Genomic DNA, 22,113 nt, shown 5'->3' with positions numbered 1-22,113 from the left:
GTATTCGCTTATGACCACCACGAATGCCGCCACCGCCCCATCCGTCGTCTCCGGTACGACGCAGAACTCGTCGTCATCGAACTCGTCGAGCTCGAGCCTGGGCTCTTCCACCGGCGCGACGCTTGCCGGCAACTTCCAGACCTTCCTGACGCTGCTGACCACGCAGCTGCAGAACCAGAACCCGCTCGATCCGCTCGACACCAACCAGTTCACCCAGCAGCTGGTGCAGTTCGCCGGCGTCGAGCAGCAGCTCAAGACCAACGATTCGCTGTCCAAGCTCGTCACCCTGCAACAGACCACGCAGGCAACCCAGGCGCTGGATTACGTCGGCAAGACCGCCCTGGTCGACGGCACGACGGCAACCATGACGAAGTCGTCGGCGACCTGGCATCTCAACGTTCCCACCGATGCGACCGTCGACATCACCGTCGCCAACTCCAGCGGCCAGACCGTGTTCACCGGCAAATATACGGCCGGCGCCGGCACCGACGTTCCCTTCACCTGGAACGGAATGGGCAATGACGGCACGCAATGGCCCGACGGCAAGTACACGATCTCGGCCACCGGCAAGGACGTCGCAAACAACAACGTCGGTATCGCCGCGCAGGTGCAGGGCGTGGTGTCGTCGGTCGATCTGACCCAGTCGCCGCCGCTGCTCACGATCGACGGCAACAGCTACATGCTGAGCCAGGTGAAGAGCGTCGTCGCCACGAGCAGCAGCAGCGGCAGCTAAGGCGGCGCGCTGCCGATCCACACTCGGTGTCGTCCTGACGAAAGTCAGGACCCATAACCACCGAACGTCGTTTTGAGGCGAAGACATAACCCCGAGTCTTCGCCAAACTATTCCTTGGGGTAATGGGTCCTGGCTTTCGCCAGGACGGCAGTAAGGGCCGTAGCGGTATCGCGCAGGCCCCATTCGTTAGTAAAGTATTTACGCAGACCCCCGCTCGGCCGGCTGAAATCATGTCTTCAGCCCGCGGGGCCGGCGTCGTTCCAGCCGGATTCAACGAGAATTGTATTGAAGCCTTAGGCTTAGCGGATTTTTAAGCCGGGGTAGGTACGGTTGTGGCGTGAGTTCAGTGGTTGAGAGTTTGTGAGTACGCCATGACAGAACCCCATCGCCCGAGGGTAAAATACGTCATCGGGCCGGACGGCAGTCCGCTGACGATTGCAGATCTGCCCGCACCCGGCACCAAACGCTGGGTCATCCGCCGCAAGGCCGAGGTTGTTGCCGCTGTGCGCGGTGGACTTCTCTCGCTCGAGGAGGCCTGCAGCCGTTATACCCTGACGGTCGACGAATTCCTCTCCTGGCAGTTTTCCATCGACCAGCATGGTCTGGCGGGCCTTCGCACCACCCGCATCCAGCAATATCGCCAGTAAGCAATCCGGAAATCTGCTGCTTTTGACGAAAATCGGTCCCGCCCTGCGAGGCCGATTTTTTTCATGTCGCACCTTTTGTCCGAGCTCTTAACCTTCGTTAACCATATCGAAACCATCACCTAGGCAATAATTGCCCAGTCGGCCTTTCCAGTGAAAGCAGCCGAATCTGTCGGGGCGGTTGCTTGCAAGGTCTTGCGGACTTTTTAAAAGGTATCGGCGCCGCCCGCTTCGGGGCGATGCTCGCGGTCACCGCCGCGCTCGTCGGCTTCTTTGCCTTCGTCATCATGCGCGTCACCACGCCGCAGATGACGACGCTGTTCACCGACCTCTCGGTTGAAGATTCTTCCAGCATTATCAAGGATCTGGAACGCCAAGGCATCCAGTTCGAGCTGCGCAATGAAGGCACCATCATCATGGTGCCCAAGGACAAGGTCACCCGCCTGCGCATGAAGCTCGCCGAGGGCGGCCTGCCCAAGGGCGGCGGCGTCGGCTACGAGGTCTTCGACAAATCGGACGCGCTCGGCACCACCTCTTTCGTCCAGAATATCAATCATCTGCGCGCGCTGGAGGGCGAGCTCGCCCGCACCATCCGGGCCATCGACCGGATCCAGGCTGCCCGCGTCCACCTCGTGCTGCCCGAGCGCCCGCTGTTCTCGCGTGAAGCGCCGGAGCCGTCAGCCTCGATCGTGGTCCGGGTTCGCGGCTCGCTCGAAGCCCAGCAGATCCGCGCCATCCGTCACCTCGTCGCCTCTGCCGTCAATGGCCTCAAGCCGCAGCGGGTCTCGATCGTGGACGAGGCCGGCCAGCTGCTCGCCGACGGCGCCGCGACCGATCCGGAGCAGGCGCTCGGCGACGAGCGCCGCACCACTTTCGAGAAGCGGATGCGCAAGCAGGTCGAGGACATCGTTTCCTCCGTGGTCGGCTCAGGCCGCGCCCGCGTCCAGCTCTCTGCCGATTTCGACTTCAACAAGATCACCCAGACCTCGGACAGGTTCGATCCCGAAGGCCGCGTGCTGCGCTCGAGCCAGACCCGCGAAGAGCAGAGCATGACCGCCGACAATAACGGCCAGGTCACGGTCAACAACGAGCTCCCCGGCCAGCAGCAGAACAGCGGCGCGGCGGCGAAGGACCAGAGCAAGAAGACCGAAGAGACCAACAATTACGAGATCTCCCGCACCACCAAGACCGAGGTGACCGAGGCCGGCCGGGTCAACCGCATCTCGGTCGCGGTGCTGGTCGACGGCATCTACACCAAGAACGACAAGGGCGAGCTCGCCTACACCGACCGCACCAAGGAGCAGCTCGACCGCATCGCCACGCTGGTTCGCTCGGCGATCGGCTTCGACCAGAAGCGCGGCGACCAGGTCGAGGTCGTCAATCTGCGCTTTGCCGATGCCCCTTCGACTGCCCCGATCACCGAGCCGTCCGGCCTCCTCGGCATGCTGCAGTTTACCAAGGACGACGTCATGTATTTCGTCGAGCTCGGCGTGATGCTGCTGCTCGGCCTGGTCGTGATGTTCATGGTGATCCGTCCGCTGGTGAAGCGCATCCTCGCCTCCGAAGAAGTCGCTGCCGCCATCACGGGCGTCCTTGCCGGGCCCGCCGCTTCGGATGAAGCCGCGCCGGCTGGCGCCGGCCAGGCGCTGATCCCGGGCGGGGCCGCCAGCGCGATCGACGTCGCCACCATTCAGGGCCAGGTCCATGCCCAGTCCGTTCATCGCGTCGGCGAGCTCGCTGAGCGCAACCCCAACGAAACCGTCGCCATCATCCGTCAGTGGCTGACCGAACCCACGAAATGATCGAGTGAACTGACATGGCAGGCTCCCTGCAAAACGCCAACTCGAACGACATCACCAGCGTGATCTCCACGCTCGGACAGCGCGCCGGCAATCGTGCGAAGGAGGGCAAGGGCGCCGAGCAATTGGCCGGTCCGCGGCGCGCCGCGATCCTGATGCTGGCGCTCGGCGAGCAGTATGGCGGCAAGATCTGGTCGCTGCTGGACGACGACGAGGTGCGCCAGCTCTCGCTGGAAATGTCGACGCTCGGCACTGTCGAGGTCGACACGGTCGAGGACATGCTGCTCGAATTCGTCTCGCGCATGTCGGCTTCCGGCGCGCTGATGGGCAATTTCGACGCCACCGAGCGCCTGCTGCAGCAATACCTGCCGCCGGAGCGCGTCAACGGCATCATGGACGAGATCCGCGGCCCCGCCGGCCGCAACATGTGGGAGAAGCTCTCCAACGTGCAGGAAGAGGTTCTCGCCAACTACCTCAAGAACGAATATCCGCAGACCATTGCCGTGGTGCTGTCGAAGCTGAAGCCGGAACATGCCGCGCGTGTGCTCGGCATCTTCCCGGAAGACCTCGCGCTCGACGTCGTCAATCGCATGCTGAAGATGGAAGCGGTGCAGAAGGAGGTGATCGAGAGCGTGGAGAAGACGCTGCGCACCGAATTCATGTCGAACCTGTCGCAGACCCGTCGCCGCGACGCCCACGAGGTGATGGCGGAAATCTTCAACAATTTCGACCGCCAGACCGAAACCCGCTTCATCACTTCGCTGGAAGAGGACAACCGCGAATCCGCCGAGCGCATCAAGGCGCTGATGTTCACCTTCGACGACCTCGTGAAGCTGGATTCCGGCTCGGCCCAGACCCTGATGCGCAACGTCGACAAGGACAAGCTCGGCGTGGCGCTGAAGAGCGCCAACGAGGACGTCCGCAACTTCTTCTTCGGCAACATGTCCTCGCGCGCGGCCAAGATGCTGCAGGACGACATGGCCGCGATGGGCCCGGTGCGCCTGCGCGACGTCGACGAGGCCCAGGCGTTGCTGGTCAACCTCGCCAAGGACCTTGCCGCCAAGGGCGAGATCATGCTGACCAAGAACCGCGCTGACGACGAGCTGGTGTACTGATGGGCGCTCCGGCCAAATTCCTGTTCGACACCGACTTCGCCGCGCCCGACCGGACGCGCGAGAAGGCCGCGACCGCGGCCGAGATCGCGCAGAAGGTCGCGGAAGCCGAAGCGCGCGCCTACCAGGACGGCTTTGCCGCGGGCCAGCGCGAGGCCAAGGCCGAGAGCGACCGTCGCGTCGCGCTCGCCATGGAAGAGATCAACATCGCCATCAGAGGCATCGCCTCGGGCATCGGCAATATCGAGACCAAGATGGAGACCGAGGCGGTCGACGTCGCGGTCGCCGTGGCGCGCAAGCTGTGCGCCGACCTCGTTGCCGCCGAGCCGCTCGGCGAGATCATGGCGCTGGTCAAGGACTGCTTCTCGCACCTGGTCGCGACGCCGCATCTCGTCGTCCGCATCAACGACGCCCTCTACGACAGCGCGCGCGAGAAGATCGAGCGGCTCGCCAAGCAGAGCGGCTTCGAAGGACGGCTGGTGATCCTGGCCGAGCCTGAAATTGCCACCGGCGACTGCCGGATCGAATGGGCCGATGGCGGCGTCGTGCTGGAGCGCAGCGCCATCGCGGCCAAGATCGACGACATGGTCGGACGCTATATCGCGTCCCGCAAGGGGAATTAAGCCATGAGCGAGAACGACGGACAGGTCCCGCTACCCGACCTCAACGGCCCATTGCCGCCGACCGGCGCCGATGTCAGCTACAACGAGGACGAATATGCCTCGCGCGTTGCCGCCGACCTCGAAGCCGTCTTCGACGTGCCGGTGCAGGTCTCGGCGGTGCTTGGCCGCTCCAAGATGGATGTCGGAGAGCTCTTGAAGCTCGGACCCGGCACCGTGCTCGAGCTCGACCGCCGCGTCGGCGAGGCCATCGACATCTACGTCAACAACAAGCTGGTCGCCCGCGGCGAAGTCGTCCTCGTCGAGGACAAGCTCGGCGTGACCATGACAGAAATCATCAAGACCGAACGCGCGTAAAGCGAACAAAGGGAATGACGCGCGATTGCGCGACCAGACGGACAGGAGACTGACATGCGGCTTCTCATCGTTGGCACATTGAAGGGCCAGCTCACCACCGCCACCAAGATCGCGATGGACAACGGCGCCACCGTGACCCATGCCGAGGATCACGAGCAGGCGATGCGCGTGCTGCGCGGCGGCAAGGGCGCCGATCTCCTGCTGGTCGACGTTGCTCTCGACATCCGCGACCTGGTGATGCGGCTCGAAGCCGAGCACATCCACGCTCCGATCGTCGCCTGCGGCATCACCAACGACGCCCGCGCCGCGGTCGCCGCGATCCACGCCGGCGCCAAGGAATACATCCCGCTGCCGCCGGATCCGGAGCTGATCGCCGCCGTACTCGCCGCGGTCGCCAACGATTCCCGCGAGCTGGTCTATCGCGACGAGGCGATGGCGCGGGTCATCAAGCTCGCTCAGCAAATCGCCGGCTCCGACGCCTCCGTGATGATCACCGGCGAATCCGGCACGGGCAAGGAAGTGCTGGCGCGCTACGTGCACACCCGCTCGGCTCGCGCCAAGCGCCCGTTCATCTCGATCAACTGCGCTGCGATCCCCGAGCACCTTCTGGAATCCGAGCTGTTCGGCCATGAGAAGGGCGCCTTCACCGGCGCGATCGCCCGCCGCATCGGCAAGTTCGAAGAGGCGACCGGCGGCACGCTGCTGCTGGACGAAATCTCGGAGATGGACGTCCGCCTGCAATCGAAACTGTTGCGCGCCATCCAGGAGCGCGTGATCGACCGAGTTGGCGGCACCAAGCCGGTGCCGGTCGATATCCGCATCATCGCGACCTCGAACCGCAATCTGGCGGAAGCCGTGCGCGAAGGCACGTTCCGCGAGGATCTGCTGTTCCGTCTCAACGTCGTCAACCTGAAGATCCCGCCGCTGCGCGAGCGTCCTGCCGACATCTTGGAGCTCGCCCAGCATTTCGTGAAGAAATACGCCGAGGCCAATGGCGTGCCGATGCGTCCCATTTCGGCCGAAGCCAAACGCGTGCTCTCGACCAACCGGTGGCAGGGCAACGTCCGCGAGCTCGAGAACACCATGCACCGTTCGGTGCTGATGGCGCAGGGCGACGAGATCGGTCCCGATGCGATCCTCACCCCGGACGGTGACCGCCTCGATCTCGCCAAGACGGTGCCGGCCGTGGCGCACGCCACCATGGCCGCCGAGCAGGTGACGCGGGCATTGGTGGGCCGCACCGTCGCCGACGTCGAACGCGACCTGATCCTGGAGACGCTGAAGCACTGCCTCGGCAACCGGACCCATGCCGCCAACATCCTCGGCATCTCGATCCGCACGCTGCGCAACAAGCTGAACGAATACGCCGACGGCGGCATCCCGATTACGCCTGCGGGCACGCCGGGTGAGTATCCGCGGATGCCGATGATCGGGGCGTAAGGCTCCAGCCGAGATCGAGAGGATGCAGATGCCCGGGCCCAGCCCCGGGCATTTTTGTTTTGTGCCCTCTGGCGACAGTCTCGTAGCCCGCATGACGGGACCGCGTTACGTGACTAGGCCGTGACGATGCGAGGCCCTATAACCGCTCGCGAGAACCACGCGAGGAACCATATGTCTGAAGCTCAAATCACGGATTGGCTGGCGTCGCAGCGGCAGGCGATGATCGATCTGCTCCGCGATGTCGTGAACATCGATTCCGGGTCCTATGACAAGGCGGGCGTCGATGCGGTCGGTGCGCGGTTCGAGCGTCATTTTTCCGAGCACGGCATTCCGTTCCGGCGCGAAAGCCACGATACGTTCGGCGATGCTATCCATGCCGAGGTGACAAAGCCCGGCAGCAACGAGAAGCCGGTGCTGTTGATGGGCCATCGCGACACCGTGTTCGGCAAGGGCGACGCCGGAAAGCGTCCGTTCACGATCAAGGACAACCGCGCCTACGGGCCCGGTGTCGCCGACATGAAGGCCGGCGTCGTCATGAACATCTTCGTGGCCACCGCCTTCCACAAATTCGGCGGCAATCCGCATCCGATCAAGCTGCTCATCACCTCGGACGAGGAGATCGGCTCGCCCTCATCGCGGCCGGTGATCGAGCGTGAGGGACGCTCCGCGCGCGCCGTTTTCAATTCCGAGCCGGGGCGCCCCACAGGTAATGTCGTCACCGGCCGCAAGGGTGGTATCTTCATGCATATGGCCGTCACCGGCAAGGCCGCGCATTCCGGCGCCAACTTCGCCGCGGGCATCAGCGCGATCAGCGAGCTCGCGCACAAGATCATCCAGATCCACGCGCTGACCGACCTCACCAAGGGCATCACGCTCAATGTCGGCCTCATCTCGGGCGGCCAGTCGGTCAACACGACCGCTCCTCACGCCGAAGGCCAGATCGACATGCGCTATGTCGATCCGAAGGATCGCGCCACGGTCATGGCCGAAATCGAACGGATCATCGCGACGCCCTACGTGCCCGGCACGAGCGCGACACTGACGATCAAGGGCGAGTTCGTGCCTGTCGTGCAGAGCGAGAGCTCGAAGGCGCTGTTCGAGAATTATCAGGCCGCCGCAAAACAAGCCGGCCTCACCACGCTGCAAGGCGAGTTCTCGGGCGGCTGCGCCGATTCCGGCTTCACCGCCGCGGTGGGAACACCGACCATTTGCGGCGTCGGGCCCGTGGGCGGGCTCGCGCATTCGCCGGAAGAATATCTCGAGCTCGACAGCATCGTGCCGCGCGCGCAGACGCTGGCGCTGGCGATTTTGCGGGGGTAGTCAGCCCCACGCTCCGTCATGCCCGGGCTTGTCCCGGGCATCCACGTCTCTCCTCAATCGCGGTCGCGCGTGGATGGCCGGGTCAAGCCCGGCCATGACGAGGAGAGATCTCACGAATAACTCGGCGCGTCGGGCTTGCGAAAAATGTGGATGGGATCGCCAGGCACGAAGGGCTGGCCGCGGAGCATCGCATAGGCGTAGAGCGCGAGATAGGCGATCGCCAGCGCGCCGACGGCGTAGAAGGCCCAGGTGCCGACGCGCTTCATAGCTCTCCGCTCCATGGCCGTCCCGGCGGGAGGGCTCAGGGCGCTTCTAGAGCGACGCGGGAAAAAAGGCCAGCCTCGGCGCGGCGATCAAACGCCGCGGAGGCTGCGGGCGGGAACGCTGACCTCGGCGAGCCGAGCGGCGTCCTCGTCCTGGTCCACCGCCACATACTGGCCATGCCAGTAGGCAAGCGCCGCGGTACGCGCCGAGTTCTCGATATTCCTGACACGGCCGATGACGATGCCGTGCGAATGGCGTTCGACGATCTCCTCGACCTCGCAATCGACCGCAGACAATGCTCCGACCAGCAGCGGCACGCCGGAGACGGCCGTGACCCACTGGCTGCCGGCGAAACGCTCGGCACCCTTCAGCCCACCCTTGCCGGCAAAGCGCTCGGCGATATCGAGCTGATCGGCCGCGAGGATGTTCACGCCGAAGGCGCCATGACGGCGGATCAGCGGGAAGGACGAGGCATCGCGATTGATGCTGACCAGTAGCGTCGGCGGATCGACCGACAGCGAGGTCACCGAGGTGACCGTCATGCCGGTGATATCCTTGCCCCGCCCGGCGGTGATGATGCTGACGCCGCCGGTGAGGTGGCGCATGGCGCCGCGGAAATCGGCGGACGAGACGGCAGTTTCGGTCATGAGATCGCGGGGCACTACATTCATGGCATGGTCCCCGGTATGGGGTTCCCTTCTATTTAGGTACGATCGTCCGCCGACAAAAGGTGGCTCAGAATCGAGCCCTCGAGGGCGGCAAGCTCGGCCGAGCCGCGTTCGCGCGGTCGAGCCGCGTTAACCGTAACGTCGTGGGCAATCCGGCCCTCGTCGATCACCAGCACCCGGTCGGCCAGGGCGACCGCCTCGGCGACATCGTGGGTCACCAGGATCGCGGTAAAGCCCTGGTCGCGCCAGACCCGCTCCAGAAGACGCTGCATCGAGATGCGGGTCAGCGCGTCGAGTGCGCCTAGCGGCTCGTCGAAGGCAAGCACGCGCGGATGCGAGACCAGCGCGCGGGCGAGCGCGACGCGCTGCTTCTGGCCGCCCGAGAGCACCGAAGGCCATTGGTCGCGCTTGTCGGCGAGGCCGACCTCGGTCAGCGCTTTTTCGGCACGTGCATGCGCATCTTGCGAGGCGCGATTGCGGCCGAGACCGACCTCGACGTTGGAGAGCACCCGCGCCCAGGGCAACAGGCGGGGCTCCTGGAACATCACGCGGATGTCTTCGGGCTGGATCGCCGCGTCGCCGAAGCTGACACTGCCGGAGTCGATCTTCTCGAGGCCGGCGATGAGACGCAGCAGCGTGCTCTTGCCGCAACCGCTCTTGCCGACGATCGCGACGAACTGGCCGGCGGGGATGTGCAGGTCGATACCGCGCAGCACCTCGTTGTCGCCGTAGGACTTGCGCAAGCCGCGGATGGTCAGCGGCAGGCCGCTTGTCGGCACCGGACGCTCCTCGCGCGCGACCCGGGCGTGCGGCGCGAAATTGGCGTGGCTGGCGAGCTCGGTTTCTTCGGGAAGAGCCGTACGAAGAGCAGTCTGCATGTTTCTCTCAGCGTTTCTGGAAGGCAGGGTGCCAGGAGAGCGTCAGGCGCTCCAGCACGCGGGAGGCGCTGTCGGCGAGCTTGCCGAGCAGCGCGTAGATCAGGATCGAGAGCACGACGACATCGATCAGCATGAACTCGCGCGCCTGCATCGCCATGTAGCCGAGGCCCGAGGAGGCCGCGATGGTCTCGGCGACAATCAGCGTCAGCCACATGATGCCGAGCGCGAAGCGGATGCCGACGAAGATCGACGGCAGCGCGCCGGGGAAGATCACGCGGCGGAACAGCTCGCTGTCGGTCATGCCGTAGATGCGGCCCATCTCGATCAGCTGCGGATCGACCGTGCGGATGCCGTGCAGCGTGTTGAGGTAGATCGGGAAGAACACGCCGAGTGCGACGAGAAACAGCTTGGCGCTCTCGTCGATGCCAAACCAGAGGATCACCAGCGGGATCAGCGCCAGATGCGGCACGTTGCGCACCATCTGCAGCGTCGTGTCGGTGAGCTTGGCCGAAAGCTGCGACAGGCCGTTGGCCAGCCCGAAGGCAAAGCCGATGCTGCCGCCGATCAAAAAGCCGATCGAGGCGCGCCAGAACGAGACCCAGATGTTGCGCACGAGCTCGCCTGACAGCAGCAGCTTCCAGCCGGCGAGCGCGACATCGCTCGGCGCCGGCAGCACGCGCGTCGGCACCAAGCCGGCGACACTCGCGACCTGCCAGATCGCGATGATGGCGAGCGGCACGATCCACTGGACAAGGCCGTCGACGCGCGGCAGGCGAAAGCTGCGCGGGAGTGAGATGCTGTCGATGAGGCTCATGATTGCGACACCCGATGCTGCGGACGATAGTCGCTGCCGACCGTTTCGCCGAACGGACCGCCGTTGAAATGCAGCTTGGTCACGTTGCTCGGCTGCTCCAGCGAGAGCAGCGGGAAGACCAGCTCGGCGAAGCGATAGGCTTCCTCCAGATGCGGGTAGCCCGACATGATGAAGGTATCGATGCCGATGTCCTGATACTCCTTGATACGGGCCGCGACCGTCTGGGGATCGCCGACCAGCGCCGTGCCGGCACCGCCGCGCACGAGGCCGACACCGGCCCACAGGTTCGGCGCGATCTCGAGCTTGTCGCGCTTGCCGCCATGCAGCTGCGCCATGCGCTGCTGTCCGACCGAATCCATCCGCGCAAAGTTCTTCTGCGCGGTCGCGATGGTCTCGTCGCTGACATGCTTGATCAGCTCGTTCGCGGCGCGCCAGGCCTCTTCATTGGTCTCGCGGACGATCACGTGAAGACGGATGCCGAAGGAGAGCTTGCGGCCGCGCGCCTCGGCGGCTGCCCTCACCTTCGCAACCTTCTCCGCGACTTGCGCCGGCGGCTCACCCCAGGTGAGGTATTTGTCGACGGTGTCGACCGCGACGTCGATGCCGGCATCCGAGGAGCCGCCGAAATAAAGCGGCGGTCGCGGCGACTGCACCGGGTGGAACAGCAGCTTGCCGTCCTCGATGCGGATATGCTTGCCCTCGACATTGACGGTCTTGCCGGCGAGCAGATCGCTATAGACGTTGAGGAACTCGCGGGTGACCTCGTAGCGCTCGTCATGACCGAGGAAGATTCCGTCGCCCTTGTTCTCGACGGGATCGCCGCCAGTGACGACGTTGATCAGCAGACGGCCATTGGTGATGCGATCGAGCGTCGCGGTCATGCGCGCCGCGACCGTCGGCGATTGCAGGCCGGGGCGGACGGCCACGAGATAGCGCAGCCGCTCCGTGAACGGCGCGACTGATGAGGCGACGATCCAGGAATCCTCGCAGGAGCGACCGGTCGGCAGCAGCACGCCGAAATAGCCGAGCTGGTCGGCGGCCTGCGCGACCTGGCGCAGATAGTTGAAGTTGACCTCGCGGCCGCCGATGCCGGTGCCGAGATAACGGCCGTCGCCGTGAGTCGGCAGAAACCAGAGGATGTTAGCGTTGCTCATGGACGGGCTCCTAGCCGTAGGTCGTGCCGACCGCCGCGGCGACGATGCCGACCGACAGGGCGATAGCTGCGATCACGCGCTGAATGATGCGCTTCATGTTCAGACCTTTTGAAATGGGGAGGTTGGTTGGCACGATCAGGTCGCCGTGCTGCGCCAGACGATGTCGCGGATGACGATCGGCTTCGGGATCAGGCCGAGCCTGGCGAAGCGATCGGCGACACCCTGCTGGGTCGCGACGATGTCGTCGGTGACGGGGCCGATCACGAAATTGGCGCGGTTGGCCGCGACGGTCTGGATATCCAGCGGCACGCCGGTGACCGCAGCCAGCGACTTCGCAACCTCGTCGCGGTGCTGTTCGGCCCATTGGCCCGTCGCGGTCGTCACGTCGACGATCTGCTGCAGGATCGCGCCGTGGTTCTTCGCGAAGTCGCGGTTGGCGATGTAGAAAGAGTTGGTCTTGGTGATCTCGCGCGCATTGACCAGGATGCGGCCGTTCTGCCTGGTCTCGCCGATCGCGAAATAAGGATCCCAGATCGCCCAGGCCTCGATGCTGCCATTGGCGAAGGCGGGGCCGGCGTCCGGCGGCGTCAGATAGACAGGGATGATATCGGCGTAGGTGAGCCCGGCCTTCTCCAGCGTCTGCACCACGACATTATGGGCGCTGGAGCCCTTGGTGAAGCCGATGCGCTTGCCTTTCAAATCGGCGATGGAGCGGATCGGCGAATCCTTGGGCACCAGGATGCCCTGGCCGTTGGTGATGGGCTGGCCGGCGGCATAGACGATCGCCGCGCCCGCGGCCTGGGCGAACACCGGTGGGGAATCGCCGACCGCACCGTAATCGACGCTGCCGACATTCATCGCCTCCATCATCGGGGGCCCCGACGAGAACTCGACCCATTTGACGTCGATGCCTTGCGGCGCGAAATGTTTTTCCAGGGTCGCCCGCTGGCGCGTGATAACCAGCACGCCGGTCTTCTGGTAGCCGATACGAATTTCCTTCAGCGTGCCCTGCGCACGGGCGCGCGGCGCGAACGCCGCTGCGGCTGCGATTCCCGCGGACAGTTTCAGAAAGTCACGACGCTGCATTCCAGGCTCCCGGCCGCGCACGGCCGCCATCATTCAAGTCTGGAGGATGATGGGGCGGCGCGGGAAAGCTGTCGAGAAGGCAGCGAAAATAGCGATGCGCGCACTGCGCGCGTGGCGGAGCGCATGATTAATCTTTCAAGCGCACGCGATAAGACAGACGGAATTTTTCCGCACGCGAATGAGAGAGCTCGCACGCGCGGAAAGACAACCGCGAAAACAACCCCATGCACAGTAGCCGGGGCGAGCGAAACCAATGACTTACGTATTATCCGAAATATATTTTGACTCGTCGGGCAAAACAGGAGCAGAATGGCACGATCGCAGGGTCCGGTCGGAGCGCCCTGCCCGGCTAAGGCAGCCAGCGCACCGGCAGGTTCTGCAGGCCGCGGAACGCCCAGCCGCCGATCCGCACCGGCTCGTCGTCGGCGAGCTCGATATGCCCAGCGCGCGCAAACACGGTCGGCAGCGCGACGTCGGCGATCATCGCGCGCGAGGCGAAGGCGCCGGCGCAGAAATGCGGGCCGGCACCGAAGGCGACGCTCTTCGAGGTGTCGCGACGCACGTCAAATTCGTCCGCACGCTCGAAATGCTTCTCGTCGCGGTTGGCGGAGCCGAACATCAGGAACACGCGCTCATCCAGTTCGAACGAGACGTCCCGGATCGACCACGGCTTGGCGATCCGCCGCGGCGACATGCCGATCGGCGAGATCCAGCGGGCATATTCCTCGAACGCCTGCAGCCACGTCACCTCGCCCCTGCGCACGAGATCGAGTTGCTCGGGATGCGTCAGCAATGCCCACACCGTGCCGGCGATCGCCTTGCGCGGTTCGTTCTGCCCGCCCGAGATCGCGAGTTTGACGTTCGCGCGCACGCTCTCCATCGGCATGCCGGAAGCGAGGAGGACGCCAAGAATGCTCTGATCGGGGTTCTTGCGCATCACCGGCAGGATATCGTCGATCGCAGCATCGATGCCCGATGTCGCGGCATGACAGCGCGCCTCGACCGCGGGATCGCCGCCGTAATTGGCGATGCCCTCGATCATGCCTTGCGACCAGGCATCCATGTCGGCAAAGCCGATATTGGTGAGGCCGGTGATCGACTTCAGGCATTCGCCGGAGAACGGCAGCGCGAAGTCGCGCATGAAATCGATCCGGCTGCCCGGCTCGACGCAAGCGATGATGCGATCGGCATGAGCCTGGAACAACGCGGTCCAGTGTGCCTTCACCGTTTTCGGCGACACCGTCGGAAACATCGCGCGCCGCTCGACCTGGTGCGCCTCGCCATCCTTGCGCATCATGTTGTGGCCCATCAGCCGGTTCATCAGGCCGGCGGGCTGGTGCGAGGAGAACACGTCGATCTGCTTCTCCGAGATCGAGATGTCGTCGCGGCTGGTCAGCAATGTCGAGCCGAGCTGCGGCACGAAGGCGATCGGCGCCTCCCTGCGCAGCTTGGCCAGCATCGGGTAGGGATCGGCCCAGAATGCGACGGGGTCGATGTCGATGCGCGGCGCGGTGCTCAAAGGCGGGCTCCCCTGGATGTTGTTTCCTTGTTGTTTCCTTGGGGCCAGACTAGCGAACTCCGGTGCCGGTGTCTGTCCCTAGCGATAGGGACGGACGGCGTCGGGTGCGGCTCGTGAGCCGGCTGTACGCGAGCGCAAAATATCGAACGTCTGAACATGGACCGGCCACAAGGCCGGCCCACCAGTTGATGGCAAATTAAAATGCGAACCGCGATCAATCCTCGCCTTCGAAATGCGGCGGCAGGAAATAGCCGTTCGGGAAGCGGAGCTGAAGGCGGCCGATCGAGCGATAGTCGCCGAGATTGTTGCTCGGCTGCGGCGTGTTGTAGCCCGCGAATACGATCGTCACTGTCCGCTCGTCGGTATAAACGGCCTGGGGATCGTATACACGGCCCGAGAAGAAGTTGGTGGTAAAGCCTTCGCCCGGCGGAGTGTACGGCGTAACCTGCGCGGCCGACAGCGCGTCGGCGCCGGTGACATTCACGAGCGGCGCATTCGCTGGGTATTTTGTATTCGTCGCGGGATCGACCACCGTGTCGGTAGAAAGGATCGGGTTGTCGAAGCCCCGGACCACATGCCATTTTAGAAGGTCGCTCGGCTGGCGCACCGGATTGTCGGTTTCGGCATAGCCCATGAAGTGGAAGCCGTCCGAATCGTTGTCGAGGCAGTTCCCGGCGCCGAAGAACAGGCCATAGCGGCCGTCCGCGATGCGCATGATGCTGCCACTGCCGAGCCAACGGATGCCGTTCAAGGCGACCGTAGTCGAGTCCTGAAGGCCGGTTGCAGCGCCCACATCGGCAAAATTGATACCGTCCGACGTCGTCGCGACGCGGATAGTGATCACGTCGTGATTAGTCTTGCGCGGCTTCTTGTTGACGAGATTCGTGAGTGCAAAGCTCGGCGTCTTCGGACAGACCGCGTTCGCTGGAAAGCTCGCGTCTCCTGGCGAGAGATTTTTGGACACATAAAGCACTGAGGTGGTATTGCCTGTCCGGGCCGTACCGAGAATCGCATCCGGATCGGTCAGGCCGCTCGTGTGGGTCGCCCTGGCGTCGAGGGTCGGATAGCCGCCAGAACCCAGCGGACTCACATAGCCAAACTCAGGAAGGCCAAACAGCGGTTCGTCCGAATCGTGACCAAGGCTGTGAACGACAAGCTGGTCGCTGTCGATATGGCCATCCGCGCGATTGAGATGGTAGATGTGCGTCCTGCCGCGAACGCTGAGAACAAAGGCATGACCGAGCCCGTTGTCACCGGCGCTGGCGTGATCAGAGCCATAAGGCGTCTTGGTCCCGTTGACGTTGACATTCAGATTGTCCGGATCGGTCGGATCCCAGGGGCAATACGGGTTCAGCGCCAGCGCCTTGCCGGTGAAGTGCCAAGTCTCGCCCCAATCCTCGGAGATCGCTGAGACGGTCGCTTCCTCCTCATTGCGTGGGCGGTAGTCGAAAAAGCCTTCGAGCAAGCTGCCGCGGCGGCGAACAAACGGAAAGTAGTAGGGCTGCATCACGCTCTTGGCATGATTGACCGTGTGTTGTCCGTCTGCACCGCAGTAACTGGCATAGGGCGTGCCCGAGACCGCGGGATTGTAAGGTGGCGTCGACCCGGCCGCAGGGACGACACCCGAAGCGTCGTGATGGAAATGTGTGCCGGTTTCATGCAGCGTCCATGGTCCGCGAAGGATCGTCGACTGCCTGAGACTGTTGGGAACATAAGATATTGCAGGATCTGCACTTGCAGCAAATGTGGTTGTGAGCAAGGCGATCGCGGCGACCGTGCCTAAGCGCAAGTAATTCATGATGATTGATTTCCTCCCATATCCGCCGCTGCGGTTCGCATCGGGGTGCGCCAGCTAACAATCTTCGCAAAACAGAACTGTGACCGCGCAATGAAACCGACAGCGGCTCCGCAATGTCCACTGCGACAGATCCACCGCGGCAACATCGCGTCATCAAATGTTCATCGCTTCACAATTCCTGCTTCACATGGCCGTCGCGCTCATGAATCGCACGGCACGCGCACATCGATCGTGTGCACCCGTCAAAATTCATCCTGATGTCAAGCAGCCGCAACAAGCCGCACCGTATGTTGCCGAAGTCGGCATTTTCTTCGGCCTTTAACCGCCGACTTGGGAGAAGACGATGAAGAAATTGAAGGTCTCGTCGGGCGCGCCGATCGGTTCGCTGCGCAGCCCATTCTTTCATGCGAATTGCTCGCGCTTCGCTCGCCGTCTGCTGGCACCCGCGCTGCTCGCGTGCACCGCCCTTGCCGGATTGCCCGGATTGGCGGAGGCGGGACCCGCGCCGGTCCAGGCGTCCTGCAAGCTCCATTCTGCCGACAACAAGATCAAACGCGTCGTCTACATTGTGTTCGATAACGTGCACCTGCGGCGCGACAATCCAAACGTTCCATCCGATCTCGAGCAGATGCCGAACCTGTTGAACTTCCTGCAGGGCAACGGCGTCATCAGCGGCAACCATTACACGCCGCTGATCTCACACACCGCCGACGACATTCTGACAGGCTTGACCGGGGTCTATGGCGATCGTCACGGCAGCCCGGTTTCGAACAGCTTCAGGATTTTCAAACAGGACAACTCCGCGACGGTCTCCCAGACCTCCTTCGTTTACTGGACGACCACCACGGCGCAGAGCCATCCGGAAGCCGGCGAAAACTTGCCTGTCCTTGTCGATGAAAACGGCAAGAACGCGCCGGCCCCGTGGCCTGCCTACACACGTGCTGGCTGCGATGTTGGCGTCTTCTCCCTGAATGGGCTTGCTATCGAAAACAACACTGACATCGCCAACATCTTCGGCTCGTCCGTTGCCTCCACGGCCCAGAATCAGGACTATCTTGGGATTGCGATCCACTGCGCGAAGGGCAGCAGCCTGTGCGGCAACTCCTTTGCGAAATCCGATCTTCTCCCCGACGAGCCGGGCGGCTATGGCGGCTTCTCTGCGCTCTATGGCAACATCAACGTGCAGCCGGTGATCTCGCCGAGCGGTTTCGTGACCGATCTCGACGGCGTCGTCATTACCGACCCAATTTCGAACAAGCCCGGCTTCCCCACCAACTTCGATCCTTCGGCAACCGCTTCGCTCGGCTATGCCGCCAAGATGCTCGAAGCAGGCGTTCCCGTCGTCTACACCTATGTTGCCGATGCACACGATCCGCAGCGTCTGGACATTCCGAATGCCCCTGCAACCCCGAACAATGGCCATGCCTATGGTCCGGGCGAGGCCGGTTACGTCGCGGCGCTCAAGTCTTACGATCAGGCCTTTGGCACGTTCTTCGCTCGACTCAAGGCAGATGGTATCGACGAGACCAATACGCTGTTTGTCGTCGTACCCGACGAGAATGATCATTTCGTCGGCGGCGCGCCGACGCCGGCGAACTGCGACGGTGTCAACACGCCCTGCACTTATGCGAAGGTCGGCGAGATCGATGCGTTCCTCGATCGCCTGCTGATCACCCAGCGCGCGAACTCGACGGCGTTCGACCTCCATTTCGACGATGCGCCGAACATGTATATCCATGGCAATCCCCAGCCGACCGATGCCATCACGCGAACCATGGAACACGACCTCGACGCGCTGACCGCCACCAGCCCGATCAGCGGCAACACCGACAAACTATCGAAGCTGCTGGCTGACCGTGCGGAAATGAAGCTCCTGCACATGGTCACCTTCAGCCCGGCGCGCACGCCGACGCTCACCATGTTCGGGAATGATGATTACTTCTTCGAAACCGTAAAACCGCCGGCGACGGGCTGCGCCAGTCAGTCCGACTGCGTGTTCGAGGGACCGGGCTTTGCCTGGAACCACGGTGACTTCCAGCAGCAGATCACTCAGACATGGGTTGCCATGGCGGGTCCCGGCGTGAAGCGGCTTGGCCGCCATGACAAGCAGTTCACCGATCATGCGGACGTCCGACCGACACTCATGGCTCTGCTCGGTTTGACCGACGACTACGTGCATGAGGGCCGCGCCGTCGCCGAGTTCATGCAGGAGAACGCGCTGCCCTCGGGCATCCGCGGCGATCGCGAGAGCTTCGTCGAGCTCGCTCGGGTGTTCAAGCAGCTCAATGCGCCGAAAGGCGAGCTCGGCCGCGCCAGCCTGGTTTGGTCGAACCGCTCCGTCACTGCGACAGACAGGAACTATGCCCGTTACCTGAAGCGGATCGGCGACATCACGACGGATCGCGATCAGCTTGCGGGTCAGATCAAGACGGTGCTGAACAACGCGACTTTCCACAACCAACCGGTCGCGGAGGCCGCGGAAGACGGCCTCGGCCATCGCGCCAAGCGACTGATCGATGAAGTCAAGCGCCTGGCCGAAGGCGATGGCGATCTGCAAGACTGAGCCGCGACAAATCCAGTCGCCAACGAAACCCGCCGGTATCAACCGGCGGGTTTCTATCAAGCGGATAGGCCCGCCGATCGCCAACAATCACCTGCGGAAAGCCAAAGCCTGCTGCGCACCGCGAGCCCCAGCACGAACCGGGCTGGATCTTTGTCGGCTACCTCCCGCAAAGCAGACGTTTGGGCACTCCAAACAAAGGTCAGCGACGGGTCACAAGGCGATAATCTTCACCCCACTTGATACAACAATGCCGTTTGATTTTTTTTGCTATGCGCAACCTTTACAGTGAGGTCTGCTGCAATCGGCTAAGGTGGTCCGCTCCGGGCACAGCCAGACATTCAAGCGGGGAGATGGTAGAATGCCCGTTCTTTCTTGTTGCCCCGGAGCAAGCCGTGCCTAGGTATTTTCCGATCGACGCAGGCGTGAGGTTTGACTGCGATAAGAGCGACCTTCTCGCGATTAAATGGGAGGCAGAAAGCCTCTCGGCGGACTTCCTTCTGCCGAGCGCTGAGGGCCAGGCGCTTCGCGTTCGCTTCAACGGCGCGACTATAGTCCGCCTTTTAGACGAAATGCCGCTCAGTACTGAGCAACAGCCTACGAAAAACGAGGGACTAGTTCCAAAGCACTTCGCATATACCGTGGAGGGTTCGACCTTCGCCGACAGCCAGTCGGACACCTGGAAGGAGATTCATCGTCCCGTTCGACATTACGAATTCATCACCGGATGGGGCTGCATGGATGTGCTCTCTGGAGTGGAGCCATCCTTTGAAGTTGTCGGTATCAGTGAATGACGAATGTCGGCTTCGCGTCAATTGCGAAGGTTTGCCCGGTTTAGGTTAGACCCGGCCTGCCCTTGACACCCGACATATTCTCGGCGGTGGGACGCGGCAGGGGCGATGGAGAAGATGGCCGAGGCGTTGAAGCCGCGCGCGTCAGCTTAGCGCCATGCTGCACGAGACGGAGGACCGGGTTACTGCGCCTCGGCGAGCTTCGGTCCTGAAGACGACGGCTGCGCGTTGGTTGCCAGGGGCCGGTTCGGCAGCACGATGACCTTCGCGCCGACCTTCACCCGATCATAGAGGTCCGTGACGTCCTCATTAGTCAGGCGGATACAGCCGGACGACACTCGTTTGCCGATCGTATCGGGCTTGTTGGTGCCGTGAATGCGATATTCGGTCTCGCCGAGATACATCGCGCGGGCGCCGAGCGGGTTGGTGGGACCGCCCGCCATGAACCGAGGCAGGTAAGGCTGGCGCACCAGCATGTCCGCCGGCGGACGCCAATCCGGCCATTCGGTCTTGCGGGCCACGGTCTGCTCACCGGACCAGGTGAAACCTTCGCGGCCGACACCGATGCCATAGCGCATCGCCTGCGCGTCGTTCAGGACCAGATAAAGGAATGTGTTCCTGGTATCGATGATCACGGTGCCCGGGGCCTGGTGGCTGGTGTAGTCCACCACCTGCCGGACCAATGCTCCGGGACCTTCAGCGGCTTTCGGTGGTTCGACCAGAGGCGCAGGGGCCGGAACCGGAGCTGGAGCTGGAGCTGGAGCTGGAGCCGGCGCTGGCGCTGCTGCATGAACCGGAGCGGCCACGTAAACCGGAGACGACGATGCCTGGGCCTCGTGTGCGGACGGCTTCCGTGCCGGAGGAACGGTGTCGGTGCGAGCCAGCAAGCCATATCCCACGACGGCGACCGCCGCGGCAGCAATTGCAATGCGCGCGGCCACGGGTATTGCGAGGGCCTCTGACTTTTTACGTTTGGCCCGCTTAGCCATGTCTTTCCCCGGGTCACTCTCCCCAAGAGAGGTACCCAGCAAAATTTAAGAAACCTCGAAGCGATTTCCGCTCAGGCCCGAACCGTCAACATGGTTAACGCCGACCTCACGTCCGGCGGCCGACGCTTGGGACAGAAGCCGACTATCGCGATGGCAATGCCTGACGTAGATACACGCATTGCAGGGAAGCTGGGCCGAGCGGGAGCGTTGCACCGATGTTGAAAAGCGACAGGTCCATCGCGGCGCTCCTGCTGGTCATGAGCGTCACTCCCGCGCTTGCGGGAACGAAGAGATTTCCTTGGGGACACTCTTATTATGTCTCCTGCACCAAACTCGCGGTGTCGCCAGGAAAGGAGGACGCGCGTCCAGGACTGGATGAGCTGAGCTTCGGCTTCTCTGATACGCAAAGATATCAGGTTGACCTCATTGTTGGTCCCGTACGGAGTGACGAGGAGCAGGTCGTTTTCAGCGATCTCGAGAACACCCAGAGAACAGGCTGGGTCGTGTCGCTGTCTCGCGCAACAGGCGTTTTGACCATCAGGGATGGGTCAGGATCAAAGGAAGCAAAGTATCTCTGTGAGAGGAGTAGCCCATACGGAACGACGTTTTAGATGCTGGATTTCAACCGGTGGAGTCGTCCGGCGATCGACAACGGAAACTACGGGTTTGCCGCCGCAGCGGCGGTCGCCACATATTTCGTGTAGAATTCGGCGACCCGGCCGCGCCACATGCCGACGAACGCCTCCGACGTCACATTGTCCACCGATTTCCAGCTGCGCTTGAACGCCGGAAGCGCATTGCCCCAGATCGCGCGCCTGCACCACCTCTCGCCCTTCTCCTTGCCTTCGCCGGTGGCGCACATGGATTTCCAGGCGAGGCGAGCGGGCTGGCTGATGTGCTCGGCGGCGCCTTCCCAGCCCTGCTGATGGATCAGGTAAAGATCGCTCATGTCCGGCGTCCGGTGCGTGATCCACCCGAACTGGACGCCTTCGGTGATGATCTTGTAGGCGGCCGCAACGGCGTTGTCGCGCGGACTGAGAATCTGCCCGGAGCCGAACTTGCCGAACTCATATTTGCTCAGCTGAAACAGGCCGATATAGGACCCGGTGCGTTGATTGGGGTTGAAACCGGATTCGATCTTCGCAACCGCCATCATGAAATTGACATCGAGACCAAACGCGTCGGACACGCGCTTGATCTCTTCGGCCGGCGTTCCGACCGGGATGTCCTTGAATGCACGCAAGACGGTCTCCGCCGGTTTCTCGGCGGGCGGCACTTCGGACCAGATGTAATAGGTCAGATAGCGGAGATCCGGCGTCGATGCCGCTTTGGGAGCACCGTCGGACGTGTCGCGTGCGGCCGGCAGCGACTGGACGATATCCTCTCCCAACGACGCCAGCTTCGGCCCGGCGGGCTCGTTGGCAACTTCGGACCCAGTGCTCAACGGCACCGAACCTGTTGACGTCACCGAGCCAAGCTCTGCTCTTTCTGCCCGCAGCGCTGCCGCAAGTCTGGCGGATGCCTCCGCGTACAATTCAGGCGTCACCAAATTCGCAGGCGTCACCAT

22 protein-coding genes are annotated in these 22,113 nt (G+C 63.2%); 11 read left to right on the top strand and 11 right to left on the bottom strand.

Annotation, left to right across the window (positions count from 1 at the left end; all coding sequences use genetic code 11):
• Positions 1-10: 10 nt before the first annotated feature.
• The 8 genes from M2427_RS01605 to M2427_RS01570 all read left to right on the top strand — a co-directional run bounded on the left by M2427_RS01605 (position 11) and on the right by M2427_RS01570 (position 8,025).
• Complete coding sequence (locus tag M2427_RS01605; RefSeq protein WP_280704319.1) at positions 11-733, top strand: flagellar hook capping FlgD N-terminal domain-containing protein; 723 nt, start codon at positions 11-13, stop codon at positions 731-733.
• 371 nt (positions 734-1,104) lie between these two features.
• Positions 1,105-1,380 (top strand): DUF1153 domain-containing protein, encoded by a 276-nt coding sequence (locus tag M2427_RS01600; RefSeq protein ID WP_002714638.1) that lies wholly within the window; start codon positions 1,105-1,107, stop codon positions 1,378-1,380.
• A gap of 182 nt (positions 1,381-1,562) precedes the next feature.
• A complete protein-coding gene (gene fliF, locus M2427_RS01595; protein WP_280704318.1) occupies positions 1,563-3,179 on the top strand; it encodes a flagellar basal-body MS-ring/collar protein FliF in 1,617 nt (538 codons plus the stop codon).
• A 14-nt stretch (positions 3,180-3,193) separates the two neighbouring features.
• Entirely contained in the window at positions 3,194-4,291 is a 1,098-nt protein-coding gene (gene fliG, locus M2427_RS01590; protein WP_280704317.1) for a flagellar motor switch protein FliG, read from the top strand.
• Complete coding sequence (locus M2427_RS01585; RefSeq protein ID WP_280704316.1) at positions 4,291-4,911, top strand: FliH/SctL family protein; 621 nt, start codon at positions 4,291-4,293, stop codon at positions 4,909-4,911. Before fliG ends, M2427_RS01585 begins: the two co-directional genes overlap by 1 nt.
• Positions 4,912-4,914: 3 nt before the next feature.
• On the top strand, positions 4,915-5,265 hold the full coding sequence (gene fliN, locus M2427_RS01580) for a flagellar motor switch protein FliN (RefSeq protein ID WP_280704315.1): 351 nt from the start codon (positions 4,915-4,917) through the stop codon (positions 5,263-5,265).
• 54 nt (positions 5,266-5,319) lie between these two features.
• Positions 5,320-6,705: a sigma-54 dependent transcriptional regulator gene (locus tag M2427_RS01575; RefSeq protein ID WP_280704313.1), complete on the top strand. Its 1,386-nt coding sequence runs from the start codon at positions 5,320-5,322 to the stop codon at positions 6,703-6,705.
• Between the two features lie 171 nt (positions 6,706-6,876).
• Entirely contained in the window at positions 6,877-8,025 is a 1,149-nt protein-coding gene (locus M2427_RS01570; protein WP_280704312.1) for a M20 family metallopeptidase, read from the top strand.
• A 110-nt stretch (positions 8,026-8,135) separates the two neighbouring features.
• Here the strand turns inward: M2427_RS01570 and M2427_RS01565 are convergent, their stop codons facing one another.
• From M2427_RS01565 to M2427_RS01525, 9 genes are all read right to left on the bottom strand, one after another.
• The gene (locus M2427_RS01565) at positions 8,136-8,291 is read right to left on the bottom strand and encodes a hypothetical protein (protein ID WP_280704310.1); all 156 of its coding nucleotides are present in this window, start codon (positions 8,289-8,291) and stop codon (positions 8,136-8,138) included.
• A gap of 87 nt (positions 8,292-8,378) precedes the next feature.
• The gene (locus M2427_RS01560) at positions 8,379-8,960 is read right to left on the bottom strand and encodes a flavin reductase family protein (protein ID WP_280704309.1); all 582 of its coding nucleotides are present in this window, start codon (positions 8,958-8,960) and stop codon (positions 8,379-8,381) included.
• A gap of 32 nt (positions 8,961-8,992) precedes the next feature.
• The gene (locus tag M2427_RS01555; RefSeq protein ID WP_280704308.1) at positions 8,993-9,835 is read right to left on the bottom strand and encodes an ATP-binding cassette domain-containing protein; all 843 of its coding nucleotides are present in this window, start codon (positions 9,833-9,835) and stop codon (positions 8,993-8,995) included.
• Between the two features lie 7 nt (positions 9,836-9,842).
• Positions 9,843-10,649 carry an aliphatic sulfonate ABC transporter permease SsuC gene (ssuC, locus tag M2427_RS01550; RefSeq protein WP_280704307.1) on the bottom strand — a complete coding sequence of 269 codons (807 nt, stop codon included), beginning with the start codon at positions 10,647-10,649 and terminating at the stop codon, positions 9,843-9,845.
• Positions 10,646-11,803 (bottom strand): FMNH2-dependent alkanesulfonate monooxygenase, encoded by a 1,158-nt coding sequence (gene ssuD / locus M2427_RS01545; protein WP_280704305.1) that lies wholly within the window; start codon positions 11,801-11,803, stop codon positions 10,646-10,648. Before ssuD ends, ssuC begins: the two co-directional genes overlap by 4 nt.
• Positions 11,804-11,813: 10 nt before the next feature.
• On the bottom strand, positions 11,814-11,936 hold the full coding sequence (locus M2427_RS01540) for a hypothetical protein (protein WP_280704304.1): 123 nt from the start codon (positions 11,934-11,936) through the stop codon (positions 11,814-11,816).
• A 2-nt stretch (positions 11,937-11,938) separates the two neighbouring features.
• Entirely contained in the window at positions 11,939-12,889 is a 951-nt protein-coding gene (locus tag M2427_RS01535) for a sulfonate ABC transporter substrate-binding protein (RefSeq protein WP_280704303.1), read from the bottom strand.
• A gap of 349 nt (positions 12,890-13,238) precedes the next feature.
• Positions 13,239-14,408, bottom strand: coding sequence for a cytochrome P450 (locus M2427_RS01530; RefSeq protein ID WP_280704302.1), 1,170 nt, complete (start codon positions 14,406-14,408; stop codon positions 13,239-13,241).
• Between the two features lie 214 nt (positions 14,409-14,622).
• Complete coding sequence (locus tag M2427_RS01525; RefSeq protein ID WP_280704301.1) at positions 14,623-16,206, bottom strand: hypothetical protein; 1,584 nt, start codon at positions 16,204-16,206, stop codon at positions 14,623-14,625.
• A gap of 343 nt (positions 16,207-16,549) precedes the next feature.
• Between M2427_RS01525 and M2427_RS01520 the strand changes: the two genes are divergently transcribed.
• Together M2427_RS01520 and M2427_RS01515 are read left to right on the top strand one after the other, a co-directional pair.
• The gene (locus tag M2427_RS01520) at positions 16,550-18,769 is read left to right on the top strand and encodes a hypothetical protein (RefSeq protein WP_280704300.1); all 2,220 of its coding nucleotides are present in this window, start codon (positions 16,550-16,552) and stop codon (positions 18,767-18,769) included.
• A gap of 392 nt (positions 18,770-19,161) precedes the next feature.
• Complete coding sequence (locus M2427_RS01515; protein WP_280704299.1) at positions 19,162-19,560, top strand: hypothetical protein; 399 nt, start codon at positions 19,162-19,164, stop codon at positions 19,558-19,560.
• 179 nt (positions 19,561-19,739) lie between these two features.
• On the opposite strand, the gene M2427_RS01510 is transcribed toward M2427_RS01515, so the two are convergent.
• Positions 19,740-20,546: a L,D-transpeptidase gene (locus M2427_RS01510; RefSeq protein WP_280704298.1), complete on the bottom strand. Its 807-nt coding sequence runs from the start codon at positions 20,544-20,546 to the stop codon at positions 19,740-19,742.
• 215 nt (positions 20,547-20,761) lie between these two features.
• Here M2427_RS01510 and M2427_RS01505 point away from each other — a divergent pair, with 215 nt between their 5' ends.
• Positions 20,762-21,157, top strand: coding sequence for a hypothetical protein (locus tag M2427_RS01505; protein WP_280704297.1), 396 nt, complete (start codon positions 20,762-20,764; stop codon positions 21,155-21,157).
• 47 nt (positions 21,158-21,204) lie between these two features.
• Here M2427_RS01505 and M2427_RS01500 read toward each other — a convergent pair whose 3' ends face one another.
• Entirely contained in the window at positions 21,205-21,990 is a 786-nt protein-coding gene (locus M2427_RS01500) for a transglycosylase SLT domain-containing protein (RefSeq protein ID WP_280704295.1), read from the bottom strand.
• Positions 21,991-22,113 lie beyond the last annotated feature (123 nt).

Origin of the sequence: Bradyrhizobium sp. BR13661 (genome assembly GCF_029892425.1) — a bacterium.
Lineage (GTDB): Bacteria > Pseudomonadota > Alphaproteobacteria > Rhizobiales > Xanthobacteraceae > Bradyrhizobium.
Note: the sequence above shows the minus strand (reverse complement) of the source record. Positions and strands in the feature narration are given on the sequence as shown.

Coding starts and splice junctions, on each gene's coding strand:
- M2427_RS01605 (WP_280704319.1), top strand. CDS start 11: ATGACCACCACGAATGCCGCCACCGCCCCATCCGTCGTCTCCGGTACG.
- M2427_RS01600 (WP_002714638.1), top strand. CDS start 1,105: ATGACAGAACCCCATCGCCCGAGGGTAAAATACGTCATCGGGCCGGAC.
- fliG (WP_280704317.1), top strand. CDS start 3,194: ATGGCAGGCTCCCTGCAAAACGCCAACTCGAACGACATCACCAGCGTG.
- M2427_RS01585 (WP_280704316.1), top strand. CDS start 4,291: ATGGGCGCTCCGGCCAAATTCCTGTTCGACACCGACTTCGCCGCGCCC.
- fliN (WP_280704315.1), top strand. CDS start 4,915: ATGAGCGAGAACGACGGACAGGTCCCGCTACCCGACCTCAACGGCCCA.
- M2427_RS01575 (WP_280704313.1), top strand. CDS start 5,320: ATGCGGCTTCTCATCGTTGGCACATTGAAGGGCCAGCTCACCACCGCC.
- M2427_RS01570 (WP_280704312.1), top strand. CDS start 6,877: ATGTCTGAAGCTCAAATCACGGATTGGCTGGCGTCGCAGCGGCAGGCG.
- M2427_RS01565 (WP_280704310.1), bottom strand. CDS start 8,291: ATGAAGCGCGTCGGCACCTGGGCCTTCTACGCCGTCGGCGCGCTGGCG.
- M2427_RS01560 (WP_280704309.1), bottom strand. CDS start 8,960: ATGAATGTAGTGCCCCGCGATCTCATGACCGAAACTGCCGTCTCGTCC.
- M2427_RS01555 (WP_280704308.1), bottom strand. CDS start 9,835: ATGCAGACTGCTCTTCGTACGGCTCTTCCCGAAGAAACCGAGCTCGCC.
- ssuC (WP_280704307.1), bottom strand. CDS start 10,649: ATGAGCCTCATCGACAGCATCTCACTCCCGCGCAGCTTTCGCCTGCCG.
- ssuD (WP_280704305.1), bottom strand. CDS start 11,803: ATGAGCAACGCTAACATCCTCTGGTTTCTGCCGACTCACGGCGACGGC.
- M2427_RS01535 (WP_280704303.1), bottom strand. CDS start 12,889: ATGCAGCGTCGTGACTTTCTGAAACTGTCCGCGGGAATCGCAGCCGCA.
- M2427_RS01525 (WP_280704301.1), bottom strand. CDS start 16,206: ATGAATTACTTGCGCTTAGGCACGGTCGCCGCGATCGCCTTGCTCACA.
- M2427_RS01520 (WP_280704300.1), top strand. CDS start 16,550: ATGAAGAAATTGAAGGTCTCGTCGGGCGCGCCGATCGGTTCGCTGCGC.
- M2427_RS01510 (WP_280704298.1), bottom strand. CDS start 20,546: ATGGCTAAGCGGGCCAAACGTAAAAAGTCAGAGGCCCTCGCAATACCC.
- M2427_RS01505 (WP_280704297.1), top strand. CDS start 20,762: ATGTTGAAAAGCGACAGGTCCATCGCGGCGCTCCTGCTGGTCATGAGC.